Raw genomic sequence first — 13,071 nt, forward strand, 5'->3', positions numbered from 1 at the left:
GGCCGCCGGCCCGGACCGAGTCCGACCCGCCCGGCTCCGGCCCGGATCCGGTTCGGGCCGGCCGGGCCCGGCTGCGGTTCGGCTCCGGTTCGGCTCCGACGCGCTTGTGGACCGGCGCCGGGTTCGCCCAAACCGGTGGATCGGCTGCTTCGATGCCCATCGAACGGCCGGATCGCATTCGAGGCGCGACGGCCGCCGGACTGGCCGCGTGCGTCGCCGCGTTGCCGCCGTCGATCGGTGCGACGCGCCTGGTCGCGGTGGACGGGATCGGCGGTTCCGGCAAGACCACGCTCGCCGACGCGCTCGCCGCGCGACTGGGTGGCGCGCCGGTGGTGCGCCTGGACGACTTCGCCCGGCCGGGGGACTTCTTCGGCCGGCTGCCCCGGCTGCGCGTCCAACTGCTCGAACTGCCGGCTCGGCACGAGGCAGGCCGCTGCGACACCTACGACCGGGCCGGCTACCGGATCAGCGGCTACAGCGAGGTTCCGGCCGCGCCGGTGGTGATCCTGGAGGGGGTCGGCGCGGGGCGGCGCGAGCTCGGCCCGGTGACCGCGCTGCGCGTGCACGTCGACACGCCGGCCGAACTCGCCGCGGCGCGCAGCCTGGATCGGGACGGTCCCGGACTCGCCTGGTTCCGGCGGCTGTGGCGCGCCGCCGAGGCCGCGCACCTGGCCCGGGACCGTCCGTGGACCCGCCCCCACCTACGCGTCGACGGGGCGGACGGGCTCGGCGCGGCAGGGAACGAACCCGATCGGCGCGCGCTCGCCGGCAGCGGCGGTGGACGGTCGCCCTCGGCGGCTCGCCGAGACGGCGGCGGGTGCGCGGGGTGACCAGGGCCGGCCCCCCCGGGATCGGTCACATGCCGGCGGCTCCGTCGAGGCGTTCGCGCAGGAGGTCGGCATGGCCGTTGTGGCGGGCGTACTCGGCGATCAGGTTGACCAGGACCCAGCGCAGCGCGAACGGCTTGCCGGTGGCCTTGCGGATACCGGTGTCGTCCAGGGACGCGGCGGCGGCGACGATCTCCCGTGAGCGCTCGCACTCGGCTCGCCAGCGGGCGAACGCCTCGGCCGGGTCGCCGTCCAGGCGCTCGAAGTCCTGGTCCGGGTCGTCGTCGGTGTAGTAGAGCATCGGTACGTCGTCGCCGGCGAACTGGATGTGGAACCACCAGCGTTCGACGCCGGCCAGATGCCGGACCATGCCGTGCAGGGACAACCCGGACGGCGAGACGGCCCGCTCGGACAACTGCTCCGCCGACAGGCCCGCGCACTTGAGCTCGAAGGTGGCCCGGTGCCAGTCGAGGAAGCCGGTCAGGACCTCGCGCTCGTCGCCCAGCTCGGCGGGCGACGTACGGGTGTCCTCGCTCCAGCGTGGGGAGTAGTGCACGGGCGGGATCGACTCGGCCATGATCCACCTTCCGGTTCGGCAAAGGCACGAGTCTGCCCGACGGCACCGACACCGGGTCCGGAAGCACGCGGCGGATGCGCCGGTCGGCCCGCCCCGGTTCGCAGACGCTTTCCGGGGGCGCGATCACGGACACCCCGGGAGCCTCGTCGACCGTTGCCCCGCGCGGACACCCGAGCGCGGTCGAGCATCACGGCGCGAGCGCGGGCAGCGCGGCGATCGCCTCGGGGGTCCAGGTGCCGGCGGCGCCCGGACGGCCCGCGAGGTAGCGCGCCGCGCGCCGGCGGGACCAGCCGTGCGCCTCGACGAGGCCGGCGGTCAGGTGTCGCAGGTACATGGCGGCCGGCGCGTTCCAGGGCGCGTCGGCGCTGCGCCACGGGGCGGTCAGGGTGAGGATCGCGTGCCCGTCGGCGGCGCCCACCCGGACGACCGTCTCGTAGCGGCCCGGACCCAGGGTGGCCCGCCCGGTGACCGGCAGCGTGCTCAGGTCGAGTTCGGCACCGGGCGCGCGGTACATCTCCTGCGCGGCCAGATCGGCGAACTGATCCCGGGTCACCAGGTAGGCCCGAGCCGGGGTCCGGCCCGGATCCAGCGGGTCGTACAGCGCGAGTCCGCCGGTCCAGGACTTCGACTCGAAGGCGAAGTACAGCCTGCCCGGCAGCACCACCGGCCGGATGGCGCGCGGCGCGGCGGGGTTCCGGCAACCGGGATAGGTCCGCGCACCGCCGAACGGCCGGCCGCCGCGCAGGTAGCACGCGAGGCGGGCGGCGTGCATGTTGGACCCGTACGCGGCATACCAGACCAGGTCGGAACACACGTGTCGCAGCCTAGCGTTGCGACGGCGGCGGCAGCGGCGGCAGCAGCAGCACCGGTACCGGCACCGGTGCCGCGCCGGTGGACGCGTGCCGTGGTGCGCCGAACGAGCGGAGCGGGCGGGCCGAGGGCTGAAAGCGGGGATGCCCCGGCCCGGTTCGGGGCAGTGGTGAGTACGCGCCGAATCCGGCCGGTCCCGGCTCGACCAGAGGTCGACCCGGACCGGAATCGAAGTCCCGTGCGGTCGGGCCGTGGCCGATCGAGCCGCCGCCGCGCAGGCACCGTGAAGGAGCCCAGGATGCCCGATCCGCTGCCGCCGCCCACCGTCGACCAAGCCGTCGCGAATGTGCTCGACGCCCACGACGTCCCGCTGGAGGCGACCGTCCGGGTCGCCCCGTATGCCGACATGGCGGTCGGCGACCTGCTCACCCTGTCCTGGCAGGGCCCGGACACGGCGGCCTTCACCGTGTGTGTACCGATCACCGGACACGCACTGGGCCGGCCGGTCCTGTTCAAGGTGCCCGCCGCCGAGATCCTCCCGCACGCGGGCGCCGAGGTGAGGCTGAGCTACCGACTGGAGCGCCCCGGCACGGGCGCCGGCGCCGACTCGGCCGCGCTGGTGCTCCGGGTCGAACCGGACGCGGCGTGGGCCGCGAAGGGGTAGCGGCGCGGGCCGGCGGAACGAGTGCGAACGAGTCCAATTGGACTCGTTCGACTACCGCGAGCTACCGCGCCGCCGCCGGCCCCAGGTGTCGTACGTCCCACACCTGCACGTCGGCCACCTGCCGACCCGGGCCGAGCAACGCGGTCAGGGTGGCGGTGAGTTCGGCCCGATAGCGGTGCTCGGGCAGCACCACCACGTCGGCGCGCCACCGGGTCAGGTCCTCGCGCGCCTCGCGGCGCTGGTCGTCGGTGATCTCCGGGACCTGGCCCTCGCCGGCGACCCGGCCCAGCAGCGCCGAGGTCGGGCTGTAGTCCGCCCCGTAGACGCCGATCCGGTCGGGACCCCACGGGCCGACGAAATAACCCTCCGCGAGCGGGAAGCCCAGGTCGGCCACGCTCTGCCAGTGCAGCGCGCTCGCGTCGCCGACGCTGGGCAGCGGCACCACCACGACGGATCCGTTGTCGACGTACGGTCGCCAGCGCCCGTCGGCGAAGAACTCCGGCACCGGGCGCCGGTTCCGGACGTCCAGCGGAGTGGGCGCGATCGGCAGCAGCGCCATCGCCAGCACCGCCGCCCAGATCAGCCGTACCGGGAGCTCACGACCCTCGGACCCGGCCTCGGGGCGGATCGAGGTCCGGGCCAGGATCCGGTCCGTGGCCAGTGCGAGGAGCACGGCGATCGCCGGGACGCAGATCAGCGCGAAGCGGGACACCAGGATCGACTCGAACAGAGGCAGTTCGCTCAGCAACCGCCACGGGCCGGGCAGGCCGGTGTCGTCGTGGTCGACCGTGATGTCCAGGCCCAGCGACAGCAGCGCCGCGACCACCGCGGTGATCGCCGCCGCGCGCACGACGGCCGCGCGGCGCAGCCAGGCCACCAGGAAGAGGGCCAGGATCACCAGCGGCCAACCGAAGAACGCGTTCTCCTCGGTGGTGCCCTCGGACAGTGCCGCCGCGCCGGCGTGGTCACCGGCGAGCGAGTCGCTCGCGTACGCGGTGAACGCCGCCACGTCGTTGCCCGACTCGTGATCGAGCGTCGTGTAGTGCTGCGGCCCGAAGAACTGCACCCACAACGGGTACGCGACCAGCGCCAGCGACACCGCCGCGCCGACCAGCAGCCCGATGCCCAGCGGTCGCGCCGCCTCGCGGGCCGCGTCCGGCGACGCGAGCGCGTACACGATCCCGAAGATCACCAGGCCGACGGCCGCGAACAGCAGCGGCTCCTCGCCGATGAAGATCTGGAAGGCGATCAGCAGCCCGAGCACGACCCCGTTGCGCACCGGCCGCTCGCCCTGCCACAGCCGGATCAGCCTCTCGATGATCGGCGGGATCACGAACAGCACCACGAAGTTCGGATGGGCGTTGGCGTGCGAGATGATCGGCGGCGCGAATCCGCACAGCGCGCCGCCCACGGCCGCCGCGCGCCTGCTGCGCACCACCCGGCGGGCCAGCAGCCGATACCACGCGAAGGCGGTGCCGGCCAGGCCGCCGGTGAGCACCAGGGCCCAGGTCGTGCTCGGACCGAACAGCAGCGTGACGGGGGTGAGCGGGATGCCCAGGCCGAGCATGGCCGTGTTGGCCATCATGTTCACGCCCAGCGGGTGGTTCTGCAGGTCCGAGACCAGCGGGTCACGGAAGTTGCGGACCGCGTCGGCGGTGGCGTCGAAGAACCACTCCCACATGTTCTGGTCCTGGCCGCCGTTGGCCAGATAGGCGTGGTCGAGGTCGGCCCACAGGTCCTTGTACAACCACACCGCGAGGCACAGGAACAGGCTGCCGATCCACCAGTCGACGGCGCGGGCGCCCCACAGTTCCTGCGCGGCGATCTCGCGTACGCGAAGACGAGGGTGGGTGCGTTGCCGGGCTTCGGCGACGGCCATGGATGTCGGGTCCTTCCGAGGGCTGCTGCCGCCAGGGGCGTGGGACGGTTCCGGCGAGGCGCCCGGGTCGGACGAACACACCCCGGCACCCGGTCGGGCGGTGACGAGGCGACGCGCCTCGACCGGTGGGGGCGATCCCCGCGAGCGCGTACCGGGACCGGAGCGCCCGGCGGGGCGCGCTACGGCGGTTGATCGCCGGCCATGCTACGAGGAGCGAACGGCGGACCGTACGGCGGGGTTGCCGGCCGCCTCCGCGCCGGCTCCGACGACGGGGCGACCGGCTCTCCGGGTCGAGGCCGGTCGCGGCGGAATTCGCCGGCTCGATCGAGTGTCGCAGGTGAGGATGGCGCCGTGTCGAACTTTCTGGAGACCCAGCGCCTGGAGCTGCGCCCGTTCACCGAAGCCGACCTGCCGGACCTGGTCGATCTCGACGGCGATCCCGAGGTGATGCGCTACCTCACCGGTGGCCGTCCGACCCCGCCCGAGGCCGTCCGCGACCGGGTGCTGCCGCGTCTGCTGCACGAGTATCCGGCCTGGGGCAACCGCGGCTTCCGGGCCGCGCGGGAGCGGGCCGGCGGTCGATTCGTGGGCTGGTTCGAGCTGCGTCCGGTCGCCGAGGACAGCGCGGACGTGGTCGAATACACCCTCGCCCGAGCCGGCTGGGCCCGACAGATGGCCGAACACGCCGACACCGAGTAGGCGACCACCCCGCGACCACCCCGCGCCCGCGCCGCCCGCCCGCGCGTGAACGCGTTGCCCCGCCCGCTCCCGCAGGGGTCCGTACCCGCGCTGACCCTCGGGTCGTGTCGCATGGCAAGCTGCCTCGTGTGAGTGTTCCAGGTGGTATGCCGCTCTTCGTCGGACGTGAGCCCGAGATGGGGCGACTGGTCGAGGCGCTGGGCGAGGCCGATCGAGGTGAGCCCCGCGTCGTGTTGACGACCGGCGAGGCCGGGGTCGGCAAGACCCGGCTGCTCGAGCAATTCCTGGTCGAGGCGGCCGGGCGGACCGAGCCGACCGCGGTCGCGGTCGGCGCGTGTCTCGAACTCGGCGCCGAGGGGCTGCCCTTCGCGCCGTTCTCGGCGATCCTGCGCACCCTCTCCGGCGCGCTCGGCGACGACTTCGAGGCCGCGGTCGGGGACCGGCGCCGCGAACTGGCCTGGATCTCGCCCACCCTCGCCGCCGAACCCGGCCAGGGCCCCGCGCCCGAGCGGGCCCGGCTGTACGAGTCCGCGCTGCGCGTACTGGAGCGGATCGGCGAGGAGCGCACGCTGGTCGTCGCCTTCGAGGACCTGCACTGGGCCGACTCGGCCACCCGCGAGCTGCTCGCGTTCCTGGTCCGCTCGCTGCGTCGGGGCCGGATCCTGCTGGTCGGCACGCTGCGCGCGGACGCGATGGACCGCAGCCACCCGATGCGCCGGCTGGTCGCCGAGATGGAGCGCATCCGCACGGTGAGCCGGCTCGAACTGGGCCGACTCGACATGCCCCAGGTCGAGGAGCACCTCACCGGCCTGCTCGGCGCCCCGCCCTCGCGCGCGCTCACCCAGCAGGTGTTCGAGCGCTCCGAGGGCAACGCGTTCTTCGTCGAGGAACTCGCCGCCGGCGTCCGCGACGGCCGGCTCGCCGGTCTCTCGGACACGCTGCGCGACCTGCTGCTGATCCGGATCGAACAACTGCCCGAGCAGGCCCGTCGGGTGGTGCGTCTGGCCGCCGTGGGCGGCATCGGGGTCGAGCACCGGCTGCTCGCGGAGGTGGCGGGCCTGGATCCGGACACGCTGGAGACGGCGCTGCGCACGGCGGTCTCCGGCCACGTCCTGGTGCCCGAGTCGGACGGCGAGGGCTACTCCTTCCGGCACGCGCTGGTCCGCGAGGCGGCCCTGGGCGACCTGCTCCCCGGCGAACGCACCCGGATGTACACGGCGTTCGCCGAGGCCCTGGACACCCTGGTCGAGCGCGGCGAGCTGCCACCGCATCGCGACCACGTGGACCGCCGGGCCCGCTACTGGATCGCGGCAGGCCGCCCGGCCCTGGCCCTGCCCGCGAGCGTGACCGCGGCGGCGGCCGCCGCCGACCGGTACGCGTTCGGCGAGGCGTGGACGCTGTACGAGAGCGCGATCGCGATGTGGGACCAGGCCCCCGATCCCGAGGGACTGACCGGCACGACCCTGGCACAGGTGCTGGACGGCGCCATCGTCGCGGCCCGCTACGACAACTCGGGCGACCGCGAACTCGCCTTGCTGCGCCAGGCGTTGGACCTGCTCGACGAGGAGCGCGAGCCGGTCCGTGCGGCGGCCCTGTGGACCCAGCGGGCGAAGGCGCTGAGCCGCCTGGGCCGCGGCCCGGGCATGATCGAACTGGAGCACGCCGGAAGGCTGTTGAAGGACCTTCCGGAATCGATCGAGTACGCGAACGTGGTGATCCGGAGCGCCCGCGCGCACTTCCTCGAGGGAGCGGCCGAGGAGGCGGTGCGGATGGCCCGGGAAGTCCTTGGGATCGCCCGGCGACTGGACGACCAGGACCTGCTCGCCACCACCCACCAGACGTTGTCCTGGTTCCTCACCGGAGTCGGCGAACTCGACGAGGAACAGGCGCTCGCGCACGGGCGGGAGGCGGTTCGCGTCGCCGAGGCGGCGCGGGGCGCCAAGCCGGACACCCTCGTCTACGTGCTCGGCAACTGGGCCTCGGTGCTGGAGGGCGTCGGTCGGCACGACGAGTCGGTGCGGGCGGCCCGCCGCGCGCTGGACCTGGCCCGGGACCGAGGCGTGATCCGCAACGCGGGCGCGTTCCTGCTGGGCAACCTCGCGGAGAGCCTGTTCTCGCTCGGTCGTTGGGACGAGGTGGCCAAGACGGTGGACGAGATCCGTGAGCACAACGCCGACGGCTGCGCCACCGGACACGCCGAACGCATACTGGCCATGGCCCACCTGGTCCGCGGCGACGTCTCCGAGGCCGCCGGCCACCTGACCCACGCGCAGGAGAGCGCACGTGCGCAGTATCAGGAGGCGCAACACCGGATCCCGCTGTCCGGTGCCGCGATCGCGCTGGCCCGGGTGCTCGGCCGACGGGCCGAACTGGACGAGATCCTGGACGCGGAGCTGCGGGCCGGTTTCGGCGTCGGCAACCAGCGGTTCGCCTTCCCGCTGCTGATCGAGGCCGCCCGCGCGCACGCCGAGGGCGAGCCGACCGACGCGGTCCGGGCCGACCTGCGCCGGATCCGGGCGGCGGGCGCTGCGCTGTCACTGGACTGCGCGCTGGACCGTACCCAGGCGCTGACGCTGAACGCGCACCTGGACCGGGCCGAGCGCACCGACACCGTCGCACAGTGGCAGGAGGTGGTCGCGGCCTGGGATGCGACCACCCAGCCGTACTCTACCGCCCAGGCGTACGCCGACCTCGGCGCCGCGCTGGTGGCCGCCGGCGATCGGGTGGAGGCCGGCGCGGCGCTGGCCCGGGCGCACGCCACCGCGGTGGTGCTGGGCACGGTGCCCCTGCGCGAACAGATCGAACTGCTCGCCCGCCGGGCCCGGATCGACCTGCCCGGGCATCCCGGGTTCGCGGCCGGGCGCGCGGCGCACCAGGTCGGCGAACTGACGCCCCGGGAACGGGAGGTGCTGCGGCTGCTGGTCGAGGGACGCAGCAACCGACAGATCGCCGAGACCCTGTTCATCAGCGTCAAGACCGCCAGCGTGCACGTCTCGAACATCCTGGCCAAGCTCGAAGTGGCCACCCGCGGCGAGGCCGCCGCGCTGGCCCACCGGATGCGCCTGGTCGAGGACTCGCCCCGAGTCGACGACGCTCCCTGAACCGGATCGGCGCGGGCGGGGTGTCCTCGCGCGGCGGACGGGCTATACATGGTCCGTTCGGTGTTTCGGGGGCATGCCGTCGGGGGTGGTCGTGGGGGAGCACGGGGTACGGGTCGCGGCAAGCGGGGTGACCCGAACGATCGGTGGGCGCACCGTACTTCGGGATACCTCGCTGGTGGCCGAGGCCGGTGAGGTGTCGGCGATCGCCGGGAGCAGCGGTGCGGGCAAGACCACGCTCCTGGACACCCTGGCCGGGCTCCGGCCGCCCGACGCGGGCGAGGTGCGGCACGACGGCGGCCGACCGGACGCGCGCGGCTTGGGGTACGTGCCGCAGGACGACATCCTGCATCGGGCGCTGCCGCTCGCGCACAGCCTGCGCTACGCCGCGGCGCTGCGCGAGCCGGCCGACGAGGGAGTGGACGCCGCCGTCGCGCGGACGCTGGCCGTGCTCGGACTGACCGCGCGTGCGGACCACCGGGTGGACACGCTCAGCGGCGGCGAGCGCAAGCGCGCGAGCATCGCGGTCGAGCTGCTGACCCGACCCCGCGTGTTGTTCCTGGACGAACCGACCTCCGGCCTGGACCCGGCAGCGGCAGCCGAACTGATGGCCGTGCTGCGCGAGTTGGCCCGGGCGGGTACGACTGTGGTGCTCACCACGCACGCGCCGGCCGACCTGGCCCGCTGCGACCGCGTCGCGTTCCTGGCGCCGGACGGCCGGCTCGCGTACGTGGGGGACCCCAGGGCGATGTGCGCGCACTTCGGCGTCGCGACGGAGGCCGACGTGTACGCGGCGGTGGCCGCTCGCGGGGCGAGCGTGGACGCGGAGCGCGAGCCGGAGCTGGCACTGGAGCCGGAAATCGGGGCGCTGGAACCGGAGTTGGACCGGCCGGCGGAGTCCGCACCGGCGTCGGTCGAGCCGGTCGCACGCACCGCGCCCCGGGCCGATCGCGCGCTTCGCCAATGGTCCATCCTGGCTCGCCGCGACCTGGAACTGATCACCCGCGACCGGCCGGCCGCCGCGATGCTGATCGGCTCGCCGCTGGTGATCGTGGCCATGTTCGCCATGCTCTTTCGGCCCGGCGCGTTCGACCCGGCCGACCCGAGTCCCTCCGGGGCCGCGATGATCCTGTTCTGGATCGCGTTCGGCGGCTTCTTCTTCGGGCTGACCTACGGCCTGTTGCAGATCTGCGTCGAGTTGCCGATCGTGCGGCGCGAACGCCTGACGGTGCTGCGGATCGGGCCCTACGTCGCGGCCAAGTGCACCGTCCTGCTGCCCATCCTCGCACTCGCCGACGTGCTGTTGCTCGCGGTGCTGCGCGCGCTGGACCGGCTGCCCGCCGCGTCCTGGGAGGTGTACGGATCCCTCCTGGTGACCCTGCTGCTCGCGTCGGCGGCGGCGCTCGCGCTCGGGTTGCTGACCTCGGCGGCGGTGACCGAAGTGGGCCAGGCCACGCTGATGTTGCCGCTGCTGTGCTTTCCGCAGGTGCTCTTCTCCGGGGCGTTCGTGCCGGTGCCCCGGATGCCCGCGATCGGACACGCGCTCAGCTACGCGATGACCAACCGGTGGGCGTTCGAGGCGTTGGGCAGCGATCTGGACCTGCCCGGGCGCTGGGCGCACAGCCGGTCCGCGCTCGGGCCGCCGCTGCTCGCCTCCTACGGGGACAGTTTCGACCACACGCCGGTGCTCGGCTGGGCCGTACTCGCGGGCTGTGCCGTGTTGTTCCTGGTCGCGACCTGCGCGGTGCTGGCCCGCAGGTGCCCGCGAGCGGGGGCCTGACGGCGGATCATCGGGCCGGGGTCCGGCGGATCGGCCGACTCGGCGGTCGGTTCAGCAGCGCAGCCTCGGTGCCAGCCCCCGGGGGTCGACGGGCCGGTCGCGGTAGGTGCGGGCGACGAAGTCGAGGAAGGCGTCCACGTCGGCGATCGTGGACGGTAACCCGAGCGAGACCCGCACCGCGCCGCCGGAGGGCAGTCCGAGCCGGGTCAGGTAGTCGTCCAGCGTCCCGCCGGAGGCGGCCGTACGCAGCACCGCGCCGCGCAGCGTGCGGCGGGCGATGGAGAACGCCGCCTCGCCCGCGCCCGGATTGCAGAAGCAGCCGGTGCGGACGCAGATCCCGGCGGCCGCGGTGTCCCGGGCGACGATTCGCTCGTCGACCACCGTCCCGGCGGCGTCCAGGATGTTCAGCGCGACCGTGCCGCCCCGGGCGTCCACCGCGCCGGGTCCGTACACCCGCACCATCGGCTCGCCGCGGTGATGGCGCAACTCGGCCAGCCCGGACAGGAGATGCGCGGTGAGTCGGTCGACCCGTTCGTGCACGGCCCGCATGCCCACCTCGTGCACCCAGGCCAGGCCCTGCGCGACGTCGGGGATGGCGAGGAAGTTGAGGGTGCCGTCCTCGTAGGCGGATTCGTCGTCGGCCATGCGATGCCAGCCGCCCTGCGCGCTGACCGCCTCGATGGTGCCGCCCGCGAACCACGGCCGGCGCAGACGGGCGAGCGCGTCCCGGCGGGCGAGCAGGCAGCCCACACCGGTCGGGTAGCCGAACACCTTGTACCAGCTCACCGCCACGAACTCGGGTTGCACCGTGCCGAGATCGAGCACATTGGTGGGTGCGTACGCGGCCGCGTCCAGCAGCACGTCGTAGCCGTGCCCGTGGGCGACGTCGATCCACTCCAGCGGGTGCCGGACCCCGGTGAAGTTGCTTTGCGCGGGAAACGCGAACAGGCCTCGGCGGCGGGCCAGCGCGGTGCGCAGCGCGTCGCCGTCCAGGCGCAGTTCCGGGCCGGTCAGGCCGATGTACCGGGTGCGGGCGCCGGCGGCGCGGGCGTACTCGCGGATGCCGTTGACCGAGTTGTGATTGTCGATCGGCAGCACGAAGCGGCTGCCGCGGCGGAACGGGTACGCCTCGCCGACCAGTCGGCACGCACCGGTGGCGTTCGCGGTGAACACGGCCGCGTACCGGTCGGGGTCGGCGTTGAAATGCTCCAGGATCGCCTGGCGGGTGTGTTCCACCAGCGCGGTGGAGGCGACCGAGGCCGGGTGTTCGGAGTGCGGATTGCCGTAGGTGGCGCCGGACATCCGCGCCGCGTGCGCGCGCCACTGGCGGCGTGCGGCCAACCCCGCGCCCGTGTGGTCGAGGTAGACCAGCCCCGCGTCGTCCAGATAGCCGTACTCCTCGCGTCGGATCGCGTCGAAGTCCGGACCGAGCACGTCGGCCACCACCACGGCCCCACCTCCCCGGGTGAGCCGAGTCTCGCGCCGCCCGCGAGGCGGCGTCAACGGGTTCGGCCGGGTGGATCGGCGATCGCGCGGCCGGTCGGCCGGATGCCCGTTCTCACCCCTGATGGCTGATCCGCGCCAAGCATCCCCTAGGGTGACAAGGTAAGGCTTACCTCAGCGGTCGAGCCTGTCCAGCAGTGCGGGCCGATCGCCGCGTCGTCGTGGTGCCCGGTCCGCGTCCCTCACGCGCCAAGGAACCAGGACCCATGCCGATACCTCGCCGCCGGATCGCCGCCGTAGCCGTGACCCTGTCCGCCGCCCTGCTCACCGGGGCCTGCGGCTCGGACTCCTCGGACGGGAACAAGGGCGGCGGCAAGCCCGCCGTCGCGGCCGGCGGCAAGGAGTTCGGCAGCGCCGGCCAGGTGTCCACGGGCCTGGGCACGGACGCGGCGCCCGGACAGTACCCGCGTACGATCCGCACCGCGATGGGCGACGTGACGCTCAAGGCGCAGCCCAAGCGGGTCGTCGTGCTGGACACCGGCGAACTCGACAACGTCGCGGCACTGGGCGTCCAGCCGATCGGCATCGCGTTCACCGACGGGTCGCAGGAACTCCCGGCGTACCTCGACGGCAAGGCGGGCAAGCCGGCCAAGGTCGGCACGATCAACAACCTCAACCTCGAGGCGATCGAGAACCTCAAGCCGGACCTGATCCTGGGCAGCAAGCTGCGCGCGGAGCAGCAGTACCCGGTGTTGTCCAAGATCGCGCCCACGGTGTTCTCGGTGCGTCCCGGCTACACCTGGAAGGAGAACTTCCTGCTCAACGCGGCGGCCCTGGACAAGACCGCCGACGCCCAAGCGCAGTTGCAGGCCTACCAGGTCCGGGCCAAGGCGCTCGGCGACAAGCTGGGCGCGAACAAGCCGACCATCTCGATGGTGCGGTTCATGCCGGGCAAGATCCGGCTGTACGCGAACAAGTCGCTGATCGGCACCGTGCTCCAGGACGTGGGTCTGCCCCGGCCGGCGAACCAGAACATCGACGACCTGGCCGTGGAACTGTCCGAGGAGCGGATCACCGAGGCGGACGCGGACAGGATCTTCGTCGGCACCTACGGCCCGGCGGACAAGACCGCGCAGGCGCGGGTGACCGACAACCCGCTGTGGAAGAAGCTCGGCGCGGTGGAGAAGGGCAAGGCCGTCACGGTCCCCGACGAGACCTGGTACCTCGGCCTGGGCGTGGTCGCGGCGAACGCGATCCTGGGCGACCTGGAGAAGAACCTGCTCGGCTGAGGTCG

At 73.6% G+C, this 13,071-nt stretch carries 10 protein-coding genes; 6 read left to right on the top strand and 4 right to left on the bottom strand.

The window, feature by feature from the left end; genetic code table 11:
• Nucleotides 1–152: 152 nt before the first annotated feature.
• Nucleotides 153–830, top strand: coding sequence for a uridine kinase family protein (locus ACWCPW_RS16490; protein ID WP_449762237.1), 678 nt, complete (start codon nucleotides 153–155; stop codon nucleotides 828–830).
• A 25-nt stretch (nucleotides 831–855) separates the two neighbouring features.
• Here ACWCPW_RS16490 and ACWCPW_RS16495 read toward each other — a convergent pair whose 3' ends face one another.
• Nucleotides 856–1,404: a DinB family protein gene (locus ACWCPW_RS16495; RefSeq protein WP_449762238.1), complete on the bottom strand. Its 549-nt coding sequence runs from the start codon at nucleotides 1,402–1,404 to the stop codon at nucleotides 856–858.
• Between the two features lie 187 nt (nucleotides 1,405–1,591).
• Nucleotides 1,592–2,218 carry a histone deacetylase gene (locus ACWCPW_RS16500; RefSeq protein ID WP_449762239.1) on the bottom strand — a complete coding sequence of 209 codons (627 nt, stop codon included), beginning with the start codon at nucleotides 2,216–2,218 and terminating at the stop codon, nucleotides 1,592–1,594.
• Between the two features lie 294 nt (nucleotides 2,219–2,512).
• Here ACWCPW_RS16500 and ACWCPW_RS16505 point away from each other — a divergent pair, with 294 nt between their 5' ends.
• Complete coding sequence (locus ACWCPW_RS16505) at nucleotides 2,513–2,878, top strand: hypothetical protein (RefSeq protein WP_449762240.1); 366 nt, start codon at nucleotides 2,513–2,515, stop codon at nucleotides 2,876–2,878.
• A gap of 61 nt (nucleotides 2,879–2,939) precedes the next feature.
• Here ACWCPW_RS16505 and ACWCPW_RS16510 read toward each other — a convergent pair whose 3' ends face one another.
• Nucleotides 2,940–4,757 (bottom strand): glycosyl transferase, encoded by a 1,818-nt coding sequence (locus ACWCPW_RS16510; protein ID WP_449762241.1) that lies wholly within the window; start codon nucleotides 4,755–4,757, stop codon nucleotides 2,940–2,942.
• 351 nt (nucleotides 4,758–5,108) lie between these two features.
• Between ACWCPW_RS16510 and ACWCPW_RS16515 the strand changes: the two genes are divergently transcribed.
• The 3 genes from ACWCPW_RS16515 (at nucleotide 5,109) to ACWCPW_RS16525 (ending at nucleotide 10,334) form a co-directional block, all read left to right on the top strand.
• Nucleotides 5,109–5,456: a GNAT family N-acetyltransferase gene (locus tag ACWCPW_RS16515; protein ID WP_449762242.1), complete on the top strand. Its 348-nt coding sequence runs from the start codon at nucleotides 5,109–5,111 to the stop codon at nucleotides 5,454–5,456.
• Between the two features lie 128 nt (nucleotides 5,457–5,584).
• Complete coding sequence (locus tag ACWCPW_RS16520) at nucleotides 5,585–8,557, top strand: helix-turn-helix transcriptional regulator (protein WP_449762243.1); 2,973 nt, start codon at nucleotides 5,585–5,587, stop codon at nucleotides 8,555–8,557.
• Between the two features lie 91 nt (nucleotides 8,558–8,648).
• Entirely contained in the window at nucleotides 8,649–10,334 is a 1,686-nt protein-coding gene (locus tag ACWCPW_RS16525; protein WP_449762244.1) for an ATP-binding cassette domain-containing protein, read from the top strand.
• A 51-nt stretch (nucleotides 10,335–10,385) separates the two neighbouring features.
• Here the strand turns inward: ACWCPW_RS16525 and ACWCPW_RS16530 are convergent, their stop codons facing one another.
• On the bottom strand, nucleotides 10,386–11,783 hold the full coding sequence (locus ACWCPW_RS16530; RefSeq protein WP_449762245.1) for an aminotransferase class V-fold PLP-dependent enzyme: 1,398 nt from the start codon (nucleotides 11,781–11,783) through the stop codon (nucleotides 10,386–10,388).
• A 260-nt stretch (nucleotides 11,784–12,043) separates the two neighbouring features.
• Between ACWCPW_RS16530 and ACWCPW_RS16535 the strand changes: the two genes are divergently transcribed.
• Entirely contained in the window at nucleotides 12,044–13,066 is a 1,023-nt protein-coding gene (locus ACWCPW_RS16535) for an ABC transporter substrate-binding protein (RefSeq protein WP_449762246.1), read from the top strand.
• Nucleotides 13,067–13,071 lie beyond the last annotated feature (5 nt).

The sequence above is a fragment of the Embleya sp. NPDC001921 genome (assembly GCF_053594475.1).